This is a genomic window from Methylobacterium sp. Ger2507 (assembly GCF_055231875.1).
Genome location: NZ_JBUYVC010000001.1, coordinates 282296 through 305544, shown reverse-complemented (window position 1 = coordinate 305544; position 23249 = coordinate 282296). Strand labels below are relative to the sequence as shown.

15 protein-coding genes are annotated in these 23249 nt (G+C 66.9%); 10 read left to right on the top strand and 5 right to left on the bottom strand.

Annotated features, from left to right (window positions below; genetic code table 11):
• Window positions 1–168: 168 nt before the first annotated feature.
• From ACV7NL_RS01440 to ACV7NL_RS01430, 3 genes are all read left to right on the top strand, one after another.
• Window positions 169–606: a CBS domain-containing protein gene (locus ACV7NL_RS01440; protein ID WP_463354720.1), complete on the top strand. Its 438-nt coding sequence runs from the start codon at window positions 169–171 to the stop codon at window positions 604–606.
• 316 nt (window positions 607–922) lie between these two features.
• Window positions 923–1204 (top strand): hypothetical protein, encoded by a 282-nt coding sequence (locus tag ACV7NL_RS01435; RefSeq protein WP_056182045.1) that lies wholly within the window; start codon window positions 923–925, stop codon window positions 1202–1204.
• Window positions 1205–1472: 268 nt separating this feature from the next.
• Complete coding sequence (locus ACV7NL_RS01430) at window positions 1473–3119, top strand: hypothetical protein (RefSeq protein WP_463354719.1); 1647 nt, start codon at window positions 1473–1475, stop codon at window positions 3117–3119.
• 164 nt (window positions 3120–3283) lie between these two features.
• Here the strand turns inward: ACV7NL_RS01430 and frc are convergent, their stop codons facing one another.
• Together frc and oxc are read right to left on the bottom strand one after the other, a co-directional pair.
• Window positions 3284–4558 carry a formyl-CoA transferase gene (frc, locus tag ACV7NL_RS01425; RefSeq protein ID WP_247634788.1) on the bottom strand — a complete coding sequence of 425 codons (1275 nt, stop codon included), beginning with the start codon at window positions 4556–4558 and terminating at the stop codon, window positions 3284–3286.
• Window positions 4559–4772: 214 nt separating this feature from the next.
• Window positions 4773–6554, bottom strand: coding sequence for an oxalyl-CoA decarboxylase (gene oxc, locus ACV7NL_RS01420; RefSeq protein WP_244478342.1), 1782 nt, complete (start codon window positions 6552–6554; stop codon window positions 4773–4775).
• 657 nt (window positions 6555–7211) lie between these two features.
• On the opposite strand from oxc, the gene ACV7NL_RS01415 reads away from it, so the two are divergent.
• The gene (locus ACV7NL_RS01415; RefSeq protein WP_056182051.1) at window positions 7212–7904 is read left to right on the top strand and encodes a GntR family transcriptional regulator; all 693 of its coding nucleotides are present in this window, start codon (window positions 7212–7214) and stop codon (window positions 7902–7904) included.
• Window positions 7905–7919: 15 nt separating this feature from the next.
• Here the strand turns inward: ACV7NL_RS01415 and ACV7NL_RS01410 are convergent, their stop codons facing one another.
• Both ACV7NL_RS01410 and ACV7NL_RS01405 read right to left on the bottom strand, forming a co-directional pair.
• Window positions 7920–8960 carry a sensor histidine kinase gene (locus tag ACV7NL_RS01410; RefSeq protein ID WP_463354718.1) on the bottom strand — a complete coding sequence of 347 codons (1041 nt, stop codon included), beginning with the start codon at window positions 8958–8960 and terminating at the stop codon, window positions 7920–7922.
• Window positions 8947–10548 carry an ATPase domain-containing protein gene (locus ACV7NL_RS01405; protein ID WP_463354717.1) on the bottom strand — a complete coding sequence of 534 codons (1602 nt, stop codon included), beginning with the start codon at window positions 10546–10548 and terminating at the stop codon, window positions 8947–8949. The genes ACV7NL_RS01410 and ACV7NL_RS01405 overlap by 14 nt, the downstream gene beginning before the upstream one ends.
• 321 nt (window positions 10549–10869) lie before the next feature.
• On the opposite strand from ACV7NL_RS01405, the gene ACV7NL_RS01400 reads away from it, so the two are divergent.
• The 5 genes from ACV7NL_RS01400 to ACV7NL_RS01380 all read left to right on the top strand — a co-directional run bounded on the left by ACV7NL_RS01400 (window position 10870) and on the right by ACV7NL_RS01380 (window position 16037).
• Window positions 10870–11964 (top strand): OpgC family protein, encoded by a 1095-nt coding sequence (locus tag ACV7NL_RS01400; protein WP_463354716.1) that lies wholly within the window; start codon window positions 10870–10872, stop codon window positions 11962–11964.
• Window positions 11928–12923 carry an SGNH/GDSL hydrolase family protein gene (locus ACV7NL_RS01395; protein WP_463354715.1) on the top strand — a complete coding sequence of 332 codons (996 nt, stop codon included), beginning with the start codon at window positions 11928–11930 and terminating at the stop codon, window positions 12921–12923. Before ACV7NL_RS01400 ends, ACV7NL_RS01395 begins: the two co-directional genes overlap by 37 nt.
• 82 nt (window positions 12924–13005) lie before the next feature.
• On the top strand, window positions 13006–14364 hold the full coding sequence (locus ACV7NL_RS01390) for a lipopolysaccharide biosynthesis protein (protein ID WP_463354714.1): 1359 nt from the start codon (window positions 13006–13008) through the stop codon (window positions 14362–14364).
• On the top strand, window positions 14361–15530 hold the full coding sequence (locus ACV7NL_RS01385; protein ID WP_463354713.1) for a GNAT family N-acetyltransferase: 1170 nt from the start codon (window positions 14361–14363) through the stop codon (window positions 15528–15530). Before ACV7NL_RS01390 ends, ACV7NL_RS01385 begins: the two co-directional genes overlap by 4 nt.
• An 87-nt stretch (window positions 15531–15617) precedes the next feature.
• Window positions 15618–16037, top strand: coding sequence for an FKBP-type peptidyl-prolyl cis-trans isomerase (locus tag ACV7NL_RS01380; protein ID WP_056182064.1), 420 nt, complete (start codon window positions 15618–15620; stop codon window positions 16035–16037).
• Window positions 16038–16102: 65 nt separating this feature from the next.
• On the opposite strand, the gene ACV7NL_RS01375 is transcribed toward ACV7NL_RS01380, so the two are convergent.
• Window positions 16103–17098: a PAS domain-containing protein gene (locus ACV7NL_RS01375; RefSeq protein ID WP_056182071.1), complete on the bottom strand. Its 996-nt coding sequence runs from the start codon at window positions 17096–17098 to the stop codon at window positions 16103–16105.
• 1146 nt (window positions 17099–18244) lie between these two features.
• Between ACV7NL_RS01375 and ACV7NL_RS01370 the strand changes: the two genes are divergently transcribed.
• Window positions 18245–23110 (top strand): NAD-glutamate dehydrogenase, encoded by a 4866-nt coding sequence (locus ACV7NL_RS01370; protein WP_463354712.1) that lies wholly within the window; start codon window positions 18245–18247, stop codon window positions 23108–23110.
• The last annotated feature ends 139 nt before the right edge of the window (window positions 23111–23249 follow it).

Below are 23249 nucleotides of genomic sequence, written 5' to 3'. Positions count from 1 at the left end.
TTCGCAAAACGCAGCTTGCGAACGCCTGATCAGGCCGAAGCGTCGAAGGCGACAAAGGGGAGATTCTGTTGCTGATTTTTGCATAATATTGCAGCGCGCGCGTTGACGGCTGAAATTCTGTATACCAGTGTTCATCCGAGAAGACGTAGAGATCTGGGGAGGGGAGGCATGACGGAATTACGTCAGACACCGATCAGTCCTGACTCCCGTGTTCGTGCCATCCGCATGGATCGTTCCGTTCGCGAAGCGATCCAAACCTTGTCTTTACCCGATGTCGACGCCCTGATCGTCGTGGATGGGCGTTGCGAGAACACCGGGTCCTTCATGGGTCTACTGACGGAGCGCGATATCTTTCAGGCCATGGCGGATCAGGGTCTTGAGGTCCTGGATAGTCTGGTGTGGATGCTGACGGCGCCAGACGTTGTGTCCGTCGATATCCGGACGCCCCCAGCTGATCGTCTACACGTCTTCTGCACCCACAAGACCAACCATATCGCGATCATGGACGGGTTCGCCCTCCACTCTGTCCAGAGCATCTGGGATTGCGTTGCGGCGGTGCCTCCAAGCGATAAAGCGAACGCCGAGGTGAGCGCCGAGGTCGCGTGACCGAACTTGCGCCGTGATGAGCCGTTGGAATGTGGGAAGATGTCGGAAAGGACACCGATGCATGGGTTGTGACAGGATTCGTCTTCAACTTATCGGACCGCGAGATGTAGATTCGGTGAGGCAAGGTTTGTGCTGCACAAAAGCTTTTGCGGTGCGGTCGTCTTGACCCTGATCTCGTTTGAACACAGATTTTTCTAAACCCTCGTCCGGCGGATGAGGCACAACAAAGCTGGCTCTTGGCGCCGGCGCCGACGAGCATAGAGGGCGCACCCGGTGACGCCTCGATCCTCGGTCGGTTCATGAAGGAGGGACTTCCATGCGGTTTCTGGCCATCCTCGACTGCCCCGTGATCTTCAGTGGCGAGAACAGCTACGGGATGACCAGCATCGATATGTGCCCATCGACTGGAATTACAGGTGGCCTGATCAGCCGCCACGTGAAGGTGATCGATGGCCGTCTGATCGCAGTCTGCATCTGGACCAGCGAGTTTTGCTGCCGCGTCTACTTCGACACCGCTTGGTATCAGAAGGCTAGCGAACTCTGGGGCGATCAGTATCAGCTCCGGCTGGAAGCGATCGAGGAGCCACAGGCGGCCTGACGGCTCTCATCTTCGAGGTCTCAGCCGGGACGTCAGGGCAAGGGTCTCTTGGGGGGCGGAAGGTTTTGGCATGCTGACCCGTGCCCTGGAGGACCCGCCGCCGGCCACGCGCGATGATGTCTGCGGACCCTGGAACCCGGGTCTCGAGTCAGGCCTACCCCGCACGATCCTGCCCCTGGCGACGGTGTTTCGAAGCGAAAACGTCGAGACGTCACTCGCGGACGCCTTCGAGATGAGCGATGTCAGCGGTCTGCCACTGACTCAACTCGTGGTCTTCCGGGCCGAACGGCTGGTGATCCATGAGGTTCTGATCCGCGTCATGGCGGATCTCTTCGTGCCGATGGGGCAGACCTACGGCGACCTTGGCGTGAACTTCCGCGCCATGGTCTCCACCATCCTCCAAGACGGCCTCGCCGCTCACGCTCCGCAGATCGCCACCCGCCTCGCGGCGCTTCGTGCGGAGGCTGCGGCGCTTCTCCAGATCGAAGTCGCCGCGATGCTGGGCGAGGGCTTGCCGTCCGCGCCGCCGATCCGCCCATCGCCGTCCTGGTTGACTTTCTGGACCAGCGCCTTCCGGCAAAACGATTCTGCGCTAGCGCGCCCGCCGCGTGCAGGCTTGGACCCGGAGCGGAGGGCGGAGCTTCATCTCGAGGCGTGGCAGCAACGCGCCGCCGAGGCCGCCGATCCTATGGCGATCGCAGCCTGCGCAGCGCTTCGCTCCGTCGTCGCCAGCGTGATCGGCCGTCGCGGCTTCCTGCTCCGCGACCGGACGCTGCTTTGCAAGCTCGCCGGCATTCTCTTCGCGAACAGCTATGGCAGCCGTGCGCTTGGCGAGATGATCGAGCCCTGGATGCAGACTGTGATCGACCGGGAGGGCTATGGGCGGCTCAGGCCGCAGGACGGCCCCGTCATCCTGAACGTGAAGGGGTCCTCCGCCTCCGGCAAAAGTACGGTCCGGCCGCATCAGCGCGCATTGGTGGAATCCCTGGGGCTCGATTGGGCGGATTTTGCGCTGATCACTCCGGATGTCTGGCGAAAGTATCTGCTCGACTACGACAGCCTCGGCCCGGCCTGGCGCTATGCAGGCCCACTCACCGGGCACGAGGTCGAGATCGTCGACCGGAAACTCGACGGCTACATGGCGCGCAAGGCGGAGGCAGGTCGGATCTCCCACCTTCTGATCGATCGCTTCCGCTTCGACAGCTTCGCGGTGAATCCCGGGACCGAGATGGGGAGCCAACTCCTCACCCGGTTCGGGCACCAGGTCTACATGCAGTTCATGGTCACGCCGCCCGACGCCACGGTGGAGCGGGCCTGGAAGCGGGGCCAGCAGTTCGGCCGCTACAAAGCGGTCGAGGATCTGCTCGCGCACAATGTGGAGGCCTATACGGGCATGCCGCGGTTGTTCTTCACCTGGGTGCTGCGGCGAGACAAGGAAGTTCACTTCGAGTTTCTGGACAACAGCGTGCCGGACGGCCAACGGCCACGAACCGTCGCCTTTGGGGTGGGCGGCGTCATGAACATCCTCGACGTGCGGGTCCTGCTCGATATCGATCGCTATCGGGCGATCAACATCCAGGCGCGCGATCCCGACGCGGTGTATGTCGGCGTACCGCCCCGGGACAGGCTCGGTGACATGCGCTTCCTGCGCGACTGCCTTCGCAGGATGACCACGATCCGGTTTGCCGAACAGACCACCGGCCGCGTTCTTGCTCGCCTCGACCGCGGCCGCGTGACTGGTCTGGCAGCTGCGCTGGCGGAGGCGGACCCGATCGTCCACCGCGTACTCACGGAGCTGGGTGTGATCCGGATGGACGCGACCTTGGGGGATGCCGCCGAAGTGCTGATCCCGAGCCAAGCGCGTACGCTTGGCGCCTGGGGCGAGCGAGCCCGCCAACTGGCTTCCGCAGGATAACACGTCCGCCTCGGGTCGCACTCCGATCGTCGGCGCCGGAAAGGGCCGCTGGGCATCCCTCGGTTCGATCGTCCTCAAAAGAAGCACGGCTTCGACGGATCGAAGCCGTGCCAAGTTGGGAGGAGAGACCGGGTGGAGAGGAGAGACCGGGTTGGGGGACGTGCCTACTCGGCAGCGATCTGTTGCATCGTGCCGATGGCGCCGGATTCTGAGATCTTGAGACGCTCGGCCTCGGAGTAGCCGAGGACCTGGGTCAGGATTTCATCGGTGTGTTCGCCCAACAGCGGCGACCGGGTGATTTCGGTCTCGCTCGCCGATAACCGGATGGGATTTCCGACCGTGAGGTACTTGCCCCGCGTCGGGTGATCGACTTCCACGACGGTCCCGGACTTTCGCAGGGACTCGTCCTCCGCAATCTCCTTCATCGACAGGATCGGCCCGCAGGGCACGTGCAGCGCGTTGAGGATCTCCATCGCCTCGAACTTGGTCTTGGACATCGTCCAGGATTCGATGCGGGTGAAGATCTCGTTGAGGTGCGGCAGCCGCGCCTTCGGTGTGGCGTAGTCCGGATGCGTCGCCCAGGCGGGTTCACCAATGACGTCGCAGATTTTTGGCCAGACTGCCCCTTGGGTGATGAAGTAGATGTAGGCGTTGGGGTCGGTCTCCCAGCCCTTGCACTTCAGAATCCGGCCGGGCTGGCCGCCGCCGGAATCGTTGCCGGCCCGCGGCACCGAGTCCCCGAACGGAATGCCCTCGCCGAACTGGCTGTATTCCGGCAAGGGGCCGCGTTCCAGGCGCTGCTGATCCCGCAACTTGACCCGGCAGAGGTTCAGCACGCCGTCCTGCATGGCGCAGTCGACCCGCTGGCCGAGGCCAGTCTGGGTTCGGTGGTACAGGGCGGTGACGATGCCGAGCGCCAGATGCAGCCCGGTGCCGGAATCGCCGATCTGCGCGCCGGTCACCATCGGGATGTCGGTGCGAAAGCCCGTGGTCGAGGCGGCACCCCCGACGCATTGCGCAACGTTCTCGTAGACCTTGCAGTTTTCGTAGGCGCCGGGGCCGAAGCCCTTCACCGAGGCCAGGATCATGCGCGGGTTGGCAGCGTGGATCGCCTCCCAGGTCAGGCCCATCCGGGCGAGCGCCCCGGGGGCGAAGTTCTCGACCAGGACGTCGCATTCATCGATGAGGCGCCACAGCACCTCGATGCCCTTGGGATGCTTGGTGTCGAGCGTGATCGAGCGCTTGTTGTGGTTCAGCATCGTGAAATACAGGCTGTCCACATCCGGGATGTCCTGCAATTGCTGACGCGTGGCATCGCCGACGCCCGGGCGCTCGACCTTGATCACGTCGGCGCCGAACCAGGCCAGCAACTGGGTGCAGGTCGGTCCCGACTGGACATGGGTGAAGTCGAGGATTTTGACGCCTTCGAGGGCTTTCATGGCACGGGCTCACCTTCGCGGGAGACTTCAGCTTCAAGGGAGACTTCGGCACGGGGATTCGAGCGCTGACCTTCGAGGCGATCGACGAGAGAGGCCGAAGGGCCTCCGGCGCCGCTTGGCCGAACTCTCTGGCATCGAGCGGGCAGCCGTCCCGGGGGAGCCGGCCCGCTCGATGGTCCCCGGAGACCACGTCGATCTCCGGAGGCCTGGAGGTTCAGACGGTCTTCTTGCGAACCACTGTGCTCGTCGGGTTCAGGCTCCCGATGTTGCCGCTCTCGGTCCCGGCGCTGGGGTCGATCACCGCGTTGATCAGGGTGGGCTTGCCCGAATCCATCGCGGCGTTGACGGCTTGGGAGAGCTCGTCCGGGGTCGTGACGTGGACGCCGACACCGCCGAAGGCCTCCATCATCTTGTCGTAGCGCGAGTCCTTCACGAACACCGTAGTGCCAGGGTCGCGGCCGGTGGGATCCGTATCGGTACCCCGATAGATGCCGTTGTTGTTGAAGACCACGATGCACACCGGCAGATCGTACCGGCAGATCGTCTCGACCTCCATCCCGGAGAACCCGAAGGCGCTGTCACCCTCGACCGCCAGGACCGGCTTGCCGGTCTCGACGGCGGCCGCCACCGCAAAGCCCATTCCGATGCCCATGATGCCCCAGGTGCCGACATCGAGGCGCTTGCGCGGCTGGTACATGTCGATGATGCCGCGAGCGAGGTCGAGGGTGTTGGCGCCTTCGTTGACGAGGATCGCGTCGGGACGTTCCTTGATGATGGTGCGGAGTGCGCCGAGCGCCCCGTGAAAGTCCATCGGAGCCGAGTTCTTCTTCAGCTTCGAGGCCATCTTGGCGAGGTTTTCTTCTTTCTTGGTCCGGATGGCGTCGGTCCAGGCCGCAGGGGGGGCCTGCCAGTTCTGGCCCATGCCCTCGAGGAGAGCAGTGACGCAGGAGCCGATGTCGCCGACCACCGGGGCGACGATCTCGACGTTCGAGTCCATTTCCTTGGGCTCGATGTCGATCTGAATGAACTTCTTCGAGCCGGGGGCACCCCAGGTCTTGCCCTTGCCGTGCGACAGCAGCCAGTTCAGTCGTGCGCCGACCAGCAGGACGACGTCGGCCTCCTTCAGCACGAGGGAGCGAGCCGCACCGGCCGACTGGGCGTGGGTGTCGGGCAGCAGGCCCTTGGCCATGCTCATTGGGACGTAGGGGATACCGCTGCGCTCGACGAGGTTGCGAATCTCCTCGTCGGCCTGCGCGTAGGCCGCGCCCTTGCCGAGAACGATCAGCGGCCGCTTGGCGCCCTTGAGCACGTCCAGTGCACGGGCGATGGCGCTCGGGGCGGGCAGTTGCGCAGGAGCGGCGTCGATCACCTTCACCAGGGACTTGGTGCCGGCCTCCGCATCCATCACCTGGGAGAACAGCTTGGCGGGAAGGTCGAGGTAGACGCCGCCCGGACGGCCCGAGACGGCGGCCCGGATGGCACGGGCGACGGCAATGCCGATATCGGCGGCGTGCAGGACGCGGAAGGCGGCCTTGCACAGGGGCTTGGCGATGGCGAGCTGGTCCATCTCCTCGTAATCGCCCTGCTGCAGGTCGACGATCTCGCGCTCGGAGGAGCCGGAGATGAGGATCATCGGAAAGCAGTTGGTGGTGGCATTGGCCAGCGCCGTCAGGCCGTTGAGGAAGCCGGGCGCCGATACCGTCAGGCAGATGCCGGGCTTCTTGGTGAGGAAGCCCGCGATCGCGGCGGCGTTTCCGGCATGCTGCTCGTGGCGGAAGGAGATGACGCGCATGCCCGCGGCCTGCGCAAGGCGGCCGAGATCGGTGATCGGGATGCCGGGCACGCCGTAGATATTGGTGATGCCGTTCAACTTCAGAGCGTCGATGACGAGGTGGAAGCCGTCGATCTGCTCGCCCGCATGATCGGACGTGACACCGACGCCGGTTGCGACGTCGTGGACGGCCTGAGCGGTCTCGGAGCCAGCGGTTCTATCCATGATGGTTTCCTCCGGTTCGGGCGCTTATTTTTTCGATGACGCGCCGTTCTTGATCGTAATTCAGAGTAACGCGGTGTTGACGGACGAGCTCTTAGACAGAGATCCTGATCGTTTCTGAAAGAAGGATCGGTCGTCGGTCCGGTGTCCCGGTGGCGTATCTTCCGGGCTCGAGGATTTCGTTGTGAACGATCCGTGGAAATCGGTCCAATTCAGTTTCAAGATGTAAAACTGTTCGGGGGCCGGTGCTCACATAGAGAGATTGCGCTACGATCACTGTGTCGGGTGCGGTGCATTCACTTCTGACAACGTCATTGTCAGTTCAAGAATGGTGGCATACCAAATACCAGGTGTCAAATTGGATCTGAGCCATGTGAGGGGATTCCGAGCGTTTGGCCCTTCACGACGGCCCTCCGGCTGCCCCTGAGTCGAAATTGCTCGCTCTGCACGTGAACGGGTACGAATCGCGAAGGGCAGCTCCAGCGTGCGGCGTCACACTTCAGTGAGCGGCTGAAGCTATGTTGTTGCCGCAGGGGGGATATTCAAATCTTGTCCCGGCTGAAACGCCTTGGTTTCCTTGTGTTCCGGCAGCGGGTTCGGCATGTTTCGGGCAAAATTGACGTGGCGTCTGCGTCCTTGTCATTGTTCCAGGTGTTAAAGATGGTTGAGTCGACGACATTCCAGATCAAGCCGCTGGCGGCGACGTCAAGCTTGCGTGCCTTGGCCTACGATGCGCTGAAAGAAGCCATCACCAACATGAACATTTATAGCCAACGCGAGGAGGTCAGGCTGGATGAGCGCAAGCTCTCTCAGGATCTGGGCGTCAGTCGCACCCCCGTCCGCGAAGCCTTGACCGTGCTGGAGCAGGAGGGCTTCGTTCGGTTCGAAGCCAGACGTGGCGTCTTCGTCATCAAGAAGTCGAAGAAAGAGATCGTCGCCATGATCCAGGCTTGGTCGGCGCTGGAGAGCATGGCCGCCCGCCTCGCCTGTGAGCATGCCACCGACGAGCAGTTGCATTGCTTGCGGGAGCACTTTCCCGAATTCTACGAGGGACGTCCAACCGACCATATGGACGAGTACTCGGACGCCAACATCCGCTTCCATCAGAAGATCATCTCGCTCGGCGGATGCCATGTCATCCAGGACATCACCAGCAACCTTCTGATGCACGTGCGCGGCATCCGGAACACCGCCCTCCGCCAGGGCGATCGGGCCGCGAACTCGATCAAGGAGCATGTCGAGATCATTCAGGCACTCGAGGCGCGAGATGCCGAGCGGGCCGAGCGGTTGGTCCGCGAGCATGGCCTGGGTCTGGCCCGTCATGTCGAAAAATATGGCGACTATCTCGACTGAGCCCTGCGCACGCACTCAGTAGGTTGGGACCAGCCGCTCCTCGGGCAGCGGGGCTTCCATGTGAAACCGCAGGCCGGTCGGCGCATAGTCGATTGTCACGGTGGCGTTGCACTGCTGAGCCAGCACCCGCTGAAGCAGGGTGGAGCCGAAGCCTTTCCGTTTCGGGGCCTCGACGGCGGGACCGCCGGATTCCGTCCATGTGAGTTGCAAGCGGCGGCCCGCCTCGGCGGCGGTGACGTTCCAGACGATGGAGATCCGACCGCCGGGCTGCGACAGGGCCCCGTGCTTGGCCGCGTTGGTCGTCAGCTCGTGAAAGGCCATGCCGGTGGGAACGGCCAAATCAGCCGCAAGCTCGATCACCGGCCCTTCGAGACGGATGCGCTGCCCGTCGGCATCGTTGTAGGGACTAAGCTCGTTCTCGAGCAATTCGTGCAGGGGCGCCGTCTGCCAGTAATCCTCAGTGAGCAGGGTGTGTGTCTTGCCCAGCGAAACGATGCGGTTCGAGAAGGACTGGTAGAAGGTCTCGACATCGGTGGTCGAACGCGCGGTCGCGCCGAGCAGCCCCTGCACCGTCGCGAGGGTGTTCTTCACCCGGTGATGCAATTCGCGGATCAGCAGGGCCTGGCGCTCGTGCGTCTTCTGACGCTCGTCGAGATACGCCGCGACCTCCCATTGCCGACGCCTGGCGCGCAGGGCGGAGCGCACGGCGTTTGCGAGCACCGCGGGGTGGAACGGCCGCTCCAGGAGCGTGACGTTCCCGAGGAGACCGGTCAGGCGCTCATCCGGCGAAGCGCCGCGATGGTTCAGGACAATGAATGGAAAGTCGGACCAGGGGGGCTGGCGCTCGGACCAGTCGGCGATCGCCCGTCGGTCGGAACGCAGCAGGGCTTCCTCGGTGATGACCGCGCAGGCGGCCGTGTCGAGGTTCTCGACCAAGTCGGCCAAGCTGTCCTTGATCCGCGAAGCGACGCCGACTTCGGCCAGGATCGCCGTCGCGATCCGGGCGTCCCGTCCACCCGGTGCGAGGATCAGGGCGATGGGTTCAGGCTGCGCCATGAGGCCCGGTCACACCATGAGGCCCGGTCAAGTTATCAGGCCCGGTTCCGGCCTGTTGCCTGGACTCCTGGTCGATGATTCGGGGCGACGGGTCCGGCCGATCGTCGAGGAGATCGGCCCGGTCGCCTTCGAAAGTCGGGACGCCGGTCAGCACGCCGCGGAACTGCCTGAGCACCGATCCGACCCGCAGACCCTGGGCGTCGATCCGGAACTCGCGGATCGTATCCTCGTGCGGGCCGGTGCGCTTCTTGAGCACGGAGAGGGCGCGTCTGACGCGACCGCCCGCCTCGAAGAAGCGCAGCATCACGACCGTGTCGCTGACATAGGTGAGATCGACCGGGGCCTCCATCCGGCCCACCATGCCATGCTGCGCCAGCACGAGGATCGTCACAACCCCCTGCTGGTTCAGGTAGGTGGTCATCTCGTGCATCTGCAGCACGAGGTGCGGCTGCCCGCTCATCGCGTTCATGTACCCGGTCAGGCTGTCGATCACCACGACGCGGGCCTGATCCGTCTCCACGGCGTCCCGGATGCGCCCGGCGAAATCACCGGCCGATACGTCGGCGGGATCCATCTGTTCGATCCGGAGCAGTCCGGATTCGACGTGGGGGCCGATATCGAATCCGACGCCCAGGGCTCGACGCAGCAGAATGCCGGTGGTCTCGTCGAAGCTGATGATCAAGCCGTGCTCGCCAGCCTCGAGGGCTGCCATGAGGTAGCCGAGAGCCAGCGTGGACTTGCCGGCTCCCGAAGGCCCGATGATCAGGTTGGTGGTGCCCCTGTCGAGACCGCCGCCCAGTACCGCGTCGAGTTCCGGGACTCCGCAGGCGACGGCTCCAAAGGTGAAGGCGGTGTGGTGGTCGGCCGCAACGAGGCGGGGGAAGATGCGGACGCCGCCGCGCCGGAGCACGAAGTCGTGGTAGCCGCTCTCGTAGGGCGTGCCGCGCATCTTGATGACATGGAGCCGGCGGCGGCCCGCTCCGTAGGTCGGTGTCACCTGTTCCAGGCGCAGGACCGCATGGCTGATCGAGTGCAGATTGAGGTCGTCGTCCTCCGAGCTGAGGTCGTCGAGCATCAGCACGGTGGCATTGTTGAGCAGGAAGTAGCTCTTCAGCGCCAGGACCTGGCGACGATAGCGCAGGGAGCCCTGCGACAGCAGGCGGATCTCCGACAGGCTGTCGAACACCACCCGCACCGGGTTCACGCGCTCGATCTCCGCCAGCGCCATCCGAACCGTCTCGCCGAGCTCCAGGTCGGACGAGTGGATGAGGCTCTGCTGCTGCTCGGAATCCAAGCTGAGTTCGGGTGGCACGAGCTCGTAGATCTCGACGCCGTCCAGGGACCAGCCATGCCGCTCGGCCACCGACAGAAGTTCGCGCCGGCTCTCCGACAGCGTGATGTACAACCCGCGTTCGCCCCGCTTCAGGCCGTCGAGGAGAAACTGCAGCCCCAGCGTGGTCTTGCCGCTGCCCGGACGTCCCTCGATGAGGTGCGCGCGCTGGGCCGCGTAGCCGCCATGGAGGATCTCGTCGAGGCCGGGCACTCCGGTCGGGATCGGCGCGGCATCGCCGACGACGGGGGTCTGCATGGATGATTCCGGTTCGTGAGAAACGAGGTCCATCATAGGTGCGGGACCGCGCGACGTCCCCGGTATTTATACCACACCGGTCGGGCGATAAGGCCTGAACTCCCGGCCCTGGACCCGATCCAGCGAAGACACGCATCTCCTCATCGGCTGCGGCCGGACTGAGCGCGGTGCCCGAGCCGATCCGGGCCGACCGGCAGCCCGCGAAGGTTGCACTTTGCAGAACGTCGAGGGCACCTTATCAGGGCCGGCCCTTGCCGCGCGGCCGCGACCTCCAGTCCGCCTAGCACCTGTCCCTTCGAGCTGCCGGAGTGCCGAGCCCCGATGCGCGAACCGAACGCGGTGGATTTCTGGCGGGGCCTCGCCCTCATCACGATCTTCGTGAACCACATCCCCGGTAATACCTTCGAGCGGTACACCTATTCGCAATACGGCATCTCGGATGCTGCGGAGCTGTTCGTCTTCCTGGCCGGCTGGTCGATCGGGATCGCCACGCGCAACCGTGACGGCAGCCCCGAGCTGCGCCTGAAGAGCGTGCTGCGACTCCTGTCCCGCACCATCGAGGTGTATCGTGCCCAGATCACCACCATGGCCCTGGCGCTGGGCATGATCGCCGGTGCCGCCCTGTTTCTCGACAACCCGCTGCTGCTCGAATGGCACAATGCCGGCGGCTTCTTCGCCGACCCGATCCAGACCATGGTCGGTTTCGTGCTGCTCACCCACCAGCTCGGCTTCTTCAACATCCTGCCGCTCTACGTGGTGCTTCTCGGCATCGCCCCGATCTTCGTGCTGATCGGCCGGGTGAGCCGCGTCGCCGCTCTGGTCCTGTCCTTCGCCCTCTATGCCGCGAGCCTTGTCTTCGAGTGGAACCTGCCCTCCTGGCCGGGGGAGGGCGACTGGTTCTTCGATCCCCTGTGCTGGCAGCTCCTCCTGGTGCTCGGATTCACGATGCAGGATTGGAGTCGGACATCCCCCTGGCTGAAGCGCTGGTCGCGGCGACTGCTTCCGCTCGGCTTGGTGATCGTCGTGACGGGGATCGTCCTGTCGGTGCTGGAACTGCGGCCGGATCCGCTTCTCGTGCCTGACCCGCGCCTCGTCTTCACCTTCGACAAAACCTACCTGTCGCCGGCCCGTGTCGTGCACTTCCTCGGCGTGCTCCTCGCGTTCCAGGCAGTCTACGCCGTCCTGGCGCCCCGGCTCGGCTGGGTCACGAACTTCCTTGCGAGCCTTGGACGCAACTCCCTCGCGGTCTTCTCCATCGGCTCGCTGCTGAGTCTGGCCGCGCAACTTGTCAGGTTCTGGACCGGAGGCGGTGTCGTCGTTGACGTTTTCGTCGTAGGGTCCGGCCTGTTCGCACTAGGTTTCACCGCATGGTTCGTCGAATGGCGCTCCCGCAAACCGCGGCTCTCCTCGCCCTGAGCCTCTCGCTCCTCTGGTACGGGAGCGGAGAGAGCGCCTACGCGCAGGAGCCGGCGGCCCATCAGGACCCCGTGGTCAAGCAGGACTCCGTGGTCAAGCAGGATCCCGTGGTCAAGGCGGTGCCGCCTGCGCCCACCGTCGTTTCGCCGCCGAGCGTCGTCGTGGCCGGTCAGGGCGCGGATGCGGAAGCCGTCGACGTGGCGCTTTCGCCGGAATGCCGGGTGCCGGGCTCCAAGCTCTACACCCTGGCCCGGCTCGGCGCGGTCAAGGACGCGCTCAAAGAGAATCGTCCGGTGCGGGTGCTCGCCATCGGGGCCTCGACGATGGGACTCGGAGCCTCCGCTACGTACCCGGTCAAGCTGGAGACGGCGCTCGAGCGCTCCCTGACGAATGTCGACGTGGTGGTGGAGAGCCGGGGCCTGCAGGGCGAGATCGCCTCCGGAGCCGGCGAGCGCCTGCGCAGCATGGTGGCCGAGGTGGAGCCCGATCTCGTGATCTGGCAGGTCGGATCGCACGATGCCCTCGCGCGGGTGGATCTGGAGGCCTTCGGCAGCGCTCTTGATGAGACCGTCCAGTGGATCAAGGGCCACGCGATCGATGTCGTGCTGGTCAGTCCGGTCTACACCGCCAGCCTCGCGAAGGACGATTACTACACAAGCCTCGTGCGCAAGGTGCAGGAGGTGGCCCAGCGGGAGGGCGTGCCGCTGGTTCAGCGCTACGAGGCCATGCGCTACCTCGCCCGCAGCAACGACAAGGGAGAGGGGCACCTGCTCGGCACCCAGTTTCGCCTCAACGAACTGGGTTTGCGCTGCATGGCCGAGCACGTCACCCGCGCCATCACGCTCTCGCTGCTCCAGCCGGACCCCGTCTCCACCGGCACGGCCGGGCGCCCGGCCCTGACCCTGGCGCCTCCGAACGACGCGGTTGGTGCAAAGCCGACCCCGTCCGCCGGCCCCTGAACGCAATGCTTTAACCGCCCGGCTTAACCGCGCCGCAAGGCCGGATGGCCTAGACCCGAACGCATCGGGCGGGGGCCATTCGGTGAGCATAGCGACGGACAGGATCGGAGCCGCCAGCCTGTGGAGCACCCTCACGCGCCTACGAACCGGCGCAGGCGGTGCGGCGATCCAAGTCTTCGCGATCCGCATCGGGGCGGCCGGCTTCGCCTATATCGGACAGGTCCTGATGGCCCGCCTGATGGGCGGTACGGAGTACGGGATCTTTGCGGCGATCTGGGTCTGGATCGCGATCCTGGGGCACTCGGCCACCCTCGGGCTTTCGCAGGGCGCTTGCCGCTTCATCCCGGGCGACCAGGCGCGCGGCGACCTCGCGGCGGTCCGGGCCTATCTCCTCGGCGGCGCGATGGTCACCCTGGCCAGCGCCATCGCCGTGGCGATCGGCGGACTCGCCCTGGTCTGGCTGGAGGGATCGCTGCTCGACGGGCCCTACGCCGCGCCGATTCTGGTCGCCGCTCTCGTTCTGCCGCTCTTCGCCCTCCAGGATTACTGCGAGGGTGTCGCTCGTGGCCAGAACTGGGCGGTGCTGGCCATCGCACCGCCCTACCTGCTGCGCCAGGGCCTGATCATGGCCGCGATGCTTGCGGCGGTGGCGCTCGGCGCCCCGGCGGAAGCCCGCATCGCCGTTCTATGCACCCTGGTGGCGACGGGCGTCGCCGTGTCGATCCAGGCCGTTCTGCTGCTGCTTCGCCTGCGGGCGATCCTGCCTCCGGGGCCACGCCGCTACGCCTGGCGAAACTGGTTCCGCGCCTGTCTGCCGATCGCCGCAAGCGATCTCGCCAGCGCAGCCTCCAGCTTCATCGACGTGGTGGTGTTGAGCCTGCTCGTGCCGCCGGCTACGGTCGGATTGTACTTCGCGGCGACCCGCATCCAGCAATTCGTCGTCTTCGTGCATTTCGCCGCTACTGCCGCCACGGCACAGCGCTTCACGGCAGCGCATGCCGCCGGTGATCGGGAGCGGCTCTCCACCCTGGTGTCGTTGCAGGCGCGGCTGACCCTGGCGGCCACCGCCCTGATCGGCATCGCCGTCGTGGTGGCCGCTCCCCTGCTGCTCGGACTGTTCGGACCCGAGTTTCGGGATAGCCTGCCGATCCTGGCGGTTCTGGTCGCCGGCAGCGTCGCCGCCAGTTCCTTCGGTCCGGGCGAGGATCTGCTCAACATGCTCGGTGGCGAGCGCCTCGCCGCCGGCATCGCCCTAGCAATGCTGATCCTGGCCGGCGGCCTCTGCCTCGCGCTGGTCCCGGTGCTCGGTGTCGCGGGGGCGGCGTTCGCGATGGCGATCGCCACCGTGGTGCGAGCCGTCGCGATGGCCCGGGCGGCCTATGCCGTGCATGGGCTGTTCACGCCGGTCCGGATCGCTCACTTCGGAAGGCTTGCCCAATGACCGCCGCTGTCGCGCGCCCGCCTGCAGCGTCGGCCTATCCCTGTCAGGCCTATTCCTGCGCCGTCACCACCCTGGACGCCCTCGGGCAGGACGCCGCGGCCTGGGACGATCTCTCGTCCCGGTCGGGGGATGCCCATCCGTTCTACAGTCGCCACGTGATGCTGGCCCATCGGGCGAGCGGCCTCGCCGCACCGGATCTCCGGGTGGTCGTCGTGCGATTCGGCGATCGGCTGGAGGCCGTGCTGCCGTTTCGCCGATCCTACGACATCTGCGGCCTCGGGCGCTGCGTGTCGCTGCCCTACCTCTCGCCGTTCATCACCGCCACGGCGCCCCTGGTCGCCGATGGGCCGGAGCGACCCGCCATCCTGGCGACCCTGGTCGCGGGTCTGGCGGGCGCATCCGCTGGACGCCCGTGGCGCTGGCCCCTTCTCTCGGTCGAGACCAGCCTCGGTCGCGATCTGCTAACTGCGATGGAGCTTGCGGGCTGGGATGTCGGAGAGGTGGCGCGGTTCTGGCGCCCCGTCCTGCAGCGGCGCCCCGATCATGCGGCGTTCCTGGCCGGGCATCCGCATCCGTCCCGGCTGAAGGACCTGCGCCGCCGCCAGCGGCGCATCGCCGAGGGAGGGGCCGTGAGCCTCGAGACCGAGACCCGCGGTCCGGGGCTCGCGCGGGCTGTGGAGGTGTTCCTGACCGTGGAAGCCGCCGGGTGGAAGGGCGCCGCCGGGAGCGCCATGGCGTGCCAGGCCGCCCACGCGACCTTCGCCCGCGCCGTGTTCGGAGCGGGCGAAGGTCCGGTCGGCATCCGGGCCGACACCCTGCGTCAGGCTGGAACGCCGCTGGCCGTCAGCCTCGCCCTGGTCTCGGGGGGAACCGCCTACCTCCTGAAGACCGCCTACGACGAGACCGCCCGCGCCTACGCGCCGGGTCTCGTGCTGGAGGCCGAGATCGTGCGGGCCCTGCACGCGGAGGCCTTTGCCAACCGGCTCGATTCGGCGACCCTGGCCGGTTCCGCCCTGGAGAGCCTCTACCGGGAGCGCGACGCGGTCGCGGAGATCATCGCCGTGCCGGATGCGGGGCGCGGCCTGATCTCGCTGGAGCGGCGCCTCCGCCTAGCCCGCTTCGAGGGCGAGGCGCGTCACGAGGTGCGGCGCCTGCTGAGGCGCTGAGGCGCCGAGGGTTTTCGCGCCGGGGATTGTACCGGCATCCCGAGTCCGTGCTACTGCGCCGCCTCGGCATGCCAGACAGGACTATCCATGCGCCGTCCCCTCTACGCCCTCACCGGAGCCTTGATCCTCGCCATGACTGCATCCGCTTCCGCCGAGACCGTCACCACCCCTTCGGGCCTCCAGTACCGTGACGAGGTCGTGGGCACCGGCCCCGAGCCGAAGGCCGGCCAGAAGGTCAGCGTCCACTACACCGGCTGGCTCGATGAGGGCGGCAAGCCCGGCAAGAAGTTCGATTCCTCGCGGGATCGCGGCACCCCGTTCAGCTTCACCCTCGGGGCCGGACAGGTCATCGCCGGCTGGGATACGGGCGTCGCCACGATGAAGGTCGGCGGCAAGCGCACGCTGATCATCCCGCCGGACCAGGGCTACGGCCCGCGCGGCGCCGGCGGCGTGATCCCGCCCAACGCCACCCTAATCTTCGACGTGGAGCTGCTCGGCGCCCGCTGAGGCGGGTTTCCGACCGACGCGTATTCACGAGGGTCGCGTGGAGGTCACGCGATCTTCGGTCCGTCTCAGGCGTTCGAGACCGGACGGTATACCAGCCCGACCTCGCCGGGCTGGCGCGACACGAACGTGATCCCGGCCGCCTCGAGGGCCAGCCGGATGGCGGTCCGGGTTCGCGGCCGCAGGGCACCGCCGTCGCTTTCCTCGAATCGCTTGATGCTGGAGCCCGAGACTTCGGCCGCCGCGGCGAGATCCGGGATCGACCAGTTCAGCATCGCCCGGGCGCTGCGGATCAGCGGGCCCGAGATCTCTTCCAGCGGGATGCCGTTGGGCTGGCTCATCACGCTGGCCGAGCTTGTCATGTCGATGACGAGACCGATCCACTCTCGGACCGAGTGGTCCGGGTTGAGGATCGGCACCGCCCGGGCGCTGACCCAGCGGAACAGCCCGTCGGCGCAGCGCAGCCGGTAATTGGCCTCGTAGGATTCGACGCGCCGGACGGCGTTGGCCCAGGCGGCGGCGGCCTGGGCGCGGTCGTCGGGATGGATCGCGGCGGACCAGCCGCCGGCCTGCCATTCCTGCGGGGTCTGCCCCGTCAGCGCGCACCAGCTCGTCGAGGGGAGGTAATGACCGTCGGCCGTCATCTCCCACACCACGGAGGCGACGGCCTCGACCAGTCCCTCGTACCGGGCCTGGTTGCGCAGGACCGACTGGGTCGCCTCGTGCCGGCAGGTGACGTCGAGCAGGATGCCATCGGCCCGGATCGGATAGGCGTCGTGTCCGAGGATCACGTGCCCCTTGAGCTCGACCCAGCGCACCGAGCGGTCGGACCGCACAACCCGGAACCCGCGATCGACCGGAATTCCGGTTCGCAAGGCGGCGGAGATCTCTTCGAAAATGTGCCGGTCGTCCGGATGGAACAGGTCACCCAGCGTATCCAGCTTGCCATTCAGCTGCGACAACCCGGTCAGGCGCGCGAATCCATCCGAGAAGGCCAGTTCACTCGATCGCAGATCGACAGACCAGAGCCCGATCTGCGTCAGATCCTCGGCCAACTGGAGCATGCGTCCGGGTGCAGCCGGAAAGGGCCGGCGCTGCTGACCTGTTAAAAGATGCGATTCTAGCCGAGTCATGCTCGCGGCGAACACGTGATCATCTCTCACGATAGCTTCGGGATCGGTACGACATGACCGTACCGCGCGGTTTTATGAGCGAAATTCTGAGGGAGGTCCATATCGCTCCTCGGGTCGACCAATAACGTGCACCGGGAATAGGTATTTTTCCGTGAAGACGCCCGGCGTGGATCGATCAGTCCATCTTCGCAGTCTTGTTCAGATCAACGCATGATCAGCATAGGTTTCTGCATTGATTGCGGGCTATGAACGCAGATGTTTCTCACCGCGCCGGACCGCCCGGAGTCGTGCGCATGGTCGTACCCACGCCCCACGCGGGTCGCTATCAGGGTTTGATCTGCCTCCTTTGCCCGTACCAGCCTCTCAACACGCGACCGGTCGACCAAATGACGTCAGGACTGCTCGGCGCCGCAATTCTAATCTGAGAAAATCCTGCGATTCCTTCGCAAGGGCCTCTCCCGCCAACTCGGCCGCCAACTAACATTTAGCAAATTTTGAATGCGACGTTGTACGACTGAGTTACGGCATGTGACTAGGAGCTCAAAGGACGAGAATTCGTGCCATTTCGCGTGCATGATAACCGGTGGTTGTTTTCAAAAAAAGTGATTATTCGTGTTTTTAGCCGCTTAATCTGACGACGATCTACCACCTGTCGGGGGTATTGTATTGAAATCGCAACTTTCAATCAGCGAGACCGAGTCGGCAGACTCATTGATCTTCGTGTGATTCCGGCGACCGAGTTGATTGTCACGCTCCGCCACCCGTCAGGGCAGGCTCCGGTGCTGCACCCTGCTCGTCTGTGGCGATCGATATGCATATTATGCAACCCAGCTTTGCATTATTGTGGGTCGATGCGGCGGCGTGACCGGAAAGCCTGACATCGATCATGGGTCGTAGCCTCCGGCGCGGTTTGCAGGGGGTGCAACGGGGGGCGCGCTCTGGCCACCCATCGGCACCGATGCTCAAGTGCGTCCGGGTTCGACGGGCCGCGACGGCCGGGTCGGGCTTCTTCGTCTCGACGCGCGCCGAGGCCCGCAAGCGCGGGCCGGCCGCACCGACGCAAGGACACGGAAGACCATGGCTCTGGAACGGAATGCCGCGCTCTCCAGCCCCCAGGCCCGGGGCGCCCGCACCGATCTCCTCGGGGCCGCGGCCGAGCGGGTCGCCGCGCAAGGCGGCCCCGGCGGCTTCGTCACCGACCTGTTCGGACGGGTGCCGCCCGAGGATCTCTCGCCCTATCCGGCGCAGGATCTCGCCGACCTCGCCCTGGCGGCGCGCGCGAATCTGGCGCGAGGCCGCCATCCCGGCGCGCCGGCGAACCTGTCCGTCAGCGACCGGATCGTCGTGCGCGAGGGCCGTGCCCGTGATCTCACGATCGTGGAGATCGTCAACGACAACCGCCCGTTCCTGCTCGATTCGGCCCTGGCCGAGCTGACCGAGCAGGGGCTTGCCCCGCACCTCGTCGCCCACCCGATCCTCGGTGTCGAGCGCGATGCGACCGGCGTCCTGATCCGGGTGGTCGGCGAGACCACCGCCGACACTCAGGCGGGGTTCGCCCGCGAGAGCTTCATCCACATCCACCTCGACCGGCTCGACGACGACGCGGCCCGCACCCGCCTCGTCGACGGCCTGACCCGGGTGTTTCGCGATGTGGCGCTGGCCACCGACGATCACGCCGCCATGGCGGCCCGCCTCGCCGCCCTGGCGGCATCCTATGCCGGCGCCCCGCCGCCCCTGTCCGAGAGGGAGGTGGCGGATGCCCGCGCCTTCCTGGCCTGGCTCGGCGAGGGCCACTTCACCCTGCTCGGCCTGCGCGAGCACGGCCTGGCCGGCGACGAGCACGCGCTGGTCGAGGGCTCCGGCCTCGGGCTGCTGCGCGATTCCGCCGTGGCGGTGCTGCGGCGCGGCGGCGCCCTCGTGGACATGACGCCGGAGATCCGCGCCTTCCTCGAAGGCCCGCAGGCGCTCATCATCACCAAGGCCAGCGTGAAGTCGCGGGTCCACCGCGCGGCCCATCTCGACTACGTCGCCTGCAAGCTGTTCAGCCCCGACGGCCGGCTCACCGGCGAGGTCGGTATCGTCGGCCTGTTCAACGCCAGCGCCTACACGCTGCCCACCCGCGAAATTCCTTATCTTCGCGAAAAAGTGGCGCGGGTGGCGGCCCGCGCCGGCCTCGACCCGATGAGCCATGCGGGGCGCGGCCTCCTCGACGTGCTGGAGACCTATCCGCGCGACGACCTGTTCCAGATCGATGCCGACCGGCTCTACCGCTTCAGCCTCGCCATCGCGCATCTCGCCGACCGGCCGCGCCTGCGGGTGCTGTCGCGGCCCGACCGCTTCGGCCGCTTCGTCTCGCTCCTGGTCTACGTGCCGAAGGATCGCTACGATTCCACCGTCCGGGCGCGGATCGGCGCCTACCTCGCCGCCGAGTATGGCGGCCGGCTCTCGGCGGCCTATCCGTACTTCCCGGACGGGCCGCTGGCGCGCACCCACTTCATCATCGGCCTGCCCGAATCCGGCGCGCCCGAGCGCGATCCCGCCGCCCTGGAGGCCGGCATCGCCGCCCTGGTGCGCACCTGGGGCGACGCGTTGCGGGTCGCGCTCGCCGAAACCCTCGACGGGCCGGAGGCCCGCGCCCTGGCGGCCCGCTACGGCGAGGCCTTCTCGGCGGCCTATCGCGAGAGCTTCGCCCCGCGCGTCGCCATCGCCGACATCATGACTCTGGAGCGCCTGAGCTCCGAGCGCCCGCGCGCCGCCGATATCGGCCGGCGCGCCTCCGACCCGGACGCGCAGATCCGCCTCAAGGTGTTTTCGCGCGGGGCGTCGCTGTCGCTCTCCGAGCGGGTGCCGGTGCTGGAGAATCTCGGCTTCCGCGTCATCAACGAGCGGACCTATCGCATCCTGCCCCCCGGGACCGACGAAGGCTCCCGGGTCTGGCTGCACGACATGCTGCTCGAGCGCGCCACCGGCGCCGCCATCGATCTCGGCCGCCTCGAGACCCTGCTGGAGGACGCCCTGCTGGCGCTGGGCACCGGATCGGCCGAATCCGACGGCTACAACCGCCTCGTGCTGGAGGCGGAGCTGCCCTGGCGCGCGGTGTCGGTGCTGCGGGCCTATGGCCGCTACCTGCGCCAGCTCCGCATCCGCTACGGCCAGGACTACCTCGCCGCCACCCTCGGCGCGCATCCGGACGTCGCCCGGTCCCTCGTCGCCCTGTTCGAGGCCCGGTTCGATCCGACGCTGGCGGGCGATCGGGAGGCCCGGCAGGCGGAGATCCGCGCCGAAATCGAGACGGCGCTCGCCGCCGTCACCAGCCTCGACGAGGACCGCATCCTGCGCCGCTTCGTCAACCTGATCGAGGCGACCCTGCGCACCAACTTCTTCCAGGTCGCGCCGGGGGGCGGACGCCGCGAGGCCCTGGCCTTCAAGTTCGCCTGCGCCCGGGTCAGCGGCATGCCGTTGCCGCGGCCGCTCTTCGAGATCTTCGTCTATGCGCCCCGCGTCGAGGGCGTGCACCTGCGCTTCGGCTACGTGGCGCGCGGCGGCCTGCGCTGGTCCGACCGGCCGGAGGATTTCCGCACCGAGGTGCTCGGGCTGGTGAAGGCCCAGCAGGTGAAGAACGCCGTGATCGTGCCGGTGGGCGCCAAGGGCGGCTTCTTCCCCAAGCGCCTGCCGCCGGCCTCCGACCGTCAGGCCTGGATGGAGGAGGGCACGGCGAGCTACCGGATCTTCATCCGCACGCTGCTCGAACTCACCGACAACATCGTGGGTGACGCCATCGCGCCGCCGGCCGACACGGTGCGGCACGATTCCGACGACGCCTACCTGGTGGTGGCGGCCGACAAGGGCACCGCCACCTTCTCGGACATCGCCAACGCCCTCTCGGCGGAGCGCGGCCACTGGCTCGGCGACGCCTTCGCGTCGGGCGGCAGCCAGGGCTACGACCACAAGGGCATGGGCATCACCGCGCGCGGCGCCTGGGAGGCGGTGAAGCGCCACTTCCTGGAGATGGACATCGACACCCAGAGCGACCCGATTACGGTGGCGGGCGTCGGCGACATGTCCGGCGACGTGTTCGGCAACGGCATGCTGCTGTCGCGCACCCTGCGCCTCGTGGCCGCCTTCGACCACCGCGACATCTTCCTCGACCCCAACCCCGACGCGGCCGCGAGCTTCGCCGAGCGCCGACGCCTGTTCGACCTCGGGCGCTCGTCCTGGCGCGACTACGATGCCGGCCTGATCTCGCCCGGCGGCGGGGTCTTCGCCCGCAGCCTGAAGACCATTCCGCTCTCGCCCGAGATCCGGGACGTGCTGGGAATCGCGGACGCCGAGGCGACGCCGGCCGACCTGATGCAGGCGATCCTGACGGCGCCGGTCGACCTGCTCTGGTTCGGCGGCATCGGCACGTATATTCGCGCCACCACCGAATCCGACGAGGAGGCCGGCGACCGGGCCAACGACGCGGTGCGCATCACCGGGGCCATGCTGCGCGCGAAGGTGATCGGGGAGGGCGCCAATCTCGGGGCGACCCAGCGCGGGCGCATCGAGGCGGCCCGCCACGGCATCCGCCTCAACACCGACGCCATCGACAATTCGGCCGGGGTCAACACCTCCGACGTCGAGGTGAACATCAAGATCGCCCTGATGAGCCCGGAGCGTGACGGCCGCCTCGGCGGGCAAGACCGCAACGCCCTCCTGGTGGCGATGACCGACGAGGTCGCCGCCCTGGTGCTGCGCAACAACCAACTCCAGACGCTGGCCCTGTCGCTGGCCCAGCATCGCGGCCTGTCCGAGACGGGCTTCGCCATGCGGACCATGCAGGCGCTGGAGGCGGACGGGCGCCTCGACCGCACTGTCGAATTGCTGCCGGACGATGCGGCGATCACCGAACGCATGCGCAAGGACGAGGGGCTGACCCGGCCGGAATACGCGGTGCTTCTCGCCTACGCCAAGCTCGCGCTCTACGACGCGTTGCTGGCGAGCACCGCCCCGAACGACCCCTATTTCGACCGCGAGCTGCAGCGCTACTTCCCCGCCGCCCTGCGCCAGCGCTTCCCCGACGCGGTCAACGGCCACCGCCTGCGGCGCGAGATCATCAGCACCGCGCTCTCCAACATCATCGTCAATCGCGGCGGCCCCTCGCTGGTCACCCGCCTCGTCGAGGAGACGGGGGCGGATGCGAGCGCCATCGCCAAGGCCTACGCCATCACCCGCGACGCCTACGGGCTGATGGAGCTGAATCTCGCCATCGACGGGCTCGCCGGCGCCATCGGCGGACAGGCGCAGATCGCCCTCTACGCCGAGGTTCAGGACCTCCTCGTCGGCCGCATCGTCTGGTTCCTGCGCAACCTCGACCTCTCGGGCAGCGTCGCCCCGATCGTCGCCCGCTACCGCGAGGGCATCAGCGCCCTACAGGCGGCTCTGCCGGCGGTGATGGGCGAGGCGGTGAACCGGCAACTCGCCGCCCGCGAAGCCGAACTCGTCGGGCTCGGGATGGCGGAGGCGCCGGCCCGGCGTCTGGCGGCCCTGACCACCCTGACCTCGGCCCCCGACATCGTACGCATCGCCGAGACCGGCGGCGGGGCCATGCCCGAGATCGCCGCGACCCACTTCGCCCTCGACCGGGCGCTCCAGCTCTCGGACCTAACCGGCGCGGCCCGGGCGGTCGCCACCGGCGACACCTACGACCGCATCGCCCTGGAACGCGCCATCGCCACCATCGCCACCGCGCACCGGCAGCTCACCGCCGAGATCGTCGGCACCGTGGGGGCCGGCGCGGACGCGGTGGAGGCCTGGAGCCGGAGCCGGGGCGCCGCCCTCGACCAGGCCCGCGCCACCCTGGAGGCGGTGACCGCCTCCGGCCTCACGGTCTCCAAGGCGACGGTGGCGGCGAGCCTGCTCGCGGATCTGGCGCGGCCGAAGGGCGGGGCGATGGCCGGCTAGAGTCTTTCGTTTTCGCGAGTCTTTCGTTTTCGCGAGTCTTTCGTTTTCGCGAGTCTTTCGTTTTCGCGAGTCTTTCGTTTTCGCGAGTCTTTCGTTTTCGTTTGTCTGGTCGGGATCACCGGTTTCCCCTGATCCCTGA

Coding starts and splice junctions, on each gene's coding strand:
- frc (WP_247634788.1), bottom strand. CDS start 4,558: ATGAAAGCCCTCGAAGGCGTCAAAATCCTCGACTTCACCCATGTCCAG.
- ACV7NL_RS01400 (WP_463354716.1), top strand. CDS start 10,870: ATGCGCGAACCGAACGCGGTGGATTTCTGGCGGGGCCTCGCCCTCATC.
- ACV7NL_RS01370 (WP_463354712.1), top strand. CDS start 18,245: ATGGCTCTGGAACGGAATGCCGCGCTCTCCAGCCCCCAGGCCCGGGGC.
- ACV7NL_RS01415 (WP_056182051.1), top strand. CDS start 7,212: ATGGTTGAGTCGACGACATTCCAGATCAAGCCGCTGGCGGCGACGTCA.
- ACV7NL_RS01410 (WP_463354718.1), bottom strand. CDS start 8,960: ATGGCGCAGCCTGAACCCATCGCCCTGATCCTCGCACCGGGTGGACGG.
- oxc (WP_244478342.1), bottom strand. CDS start 6,554: ATGGATAGAACCGCTGGCTCCGAGACCGCTCAGGCCGTCCACGACGTC.
- ACV7NL_RS01385 (WP_463354713.1), top strand. CDS start 14,361: ATGACCGCCGCTGTCGCGCGCCCGCCTGCAGCGTCGGCCTATCCCTGT.
- ACV7NL_RS01440 (WP_463354720.1), top strand. CDS start 169: ATGACGGAATTACGTCAGACACCGATCAGTCCTGACTCCCGTGTTCGT.
- ACV7NL_RS01375 (WP_056182071.1), bottom strand. CDS start 17,098: ATGCTCCAGTTGGCCGAGGATCTGACGCAGATCGGGCTCTGGTCTGTC.
- ACV7NL_RS01380 (WP_056182064.1), top strand. CDS start 15,618: ATGCGCCGTCCCCTCTACGCCCTCACCGGAGCCTTGATCCTCGCCATG.
- ACV7NL_RS01395 (WP_463354715.1), top strand. CDS start 11,928: ATGGCGCTCCCGCAAACCGCGGCTCTCCTCGCCCTGAGCCTCTCGCTC.
- ACV7NL_RS01435 (WP_056182045.1), top strand. CDS start 923: ATGCGGTTTCTGGCCATCCTCGACTGCCCCGTGATCTTCAGTGGCGAG.
- ACV7NL_RS01405 (WP_463354717.1), bottom strand. CDS start 10,548: ATGCAGACCCCCGTCGTCGGCGATGCCGCGCCGATCCCGACCGGAGTG.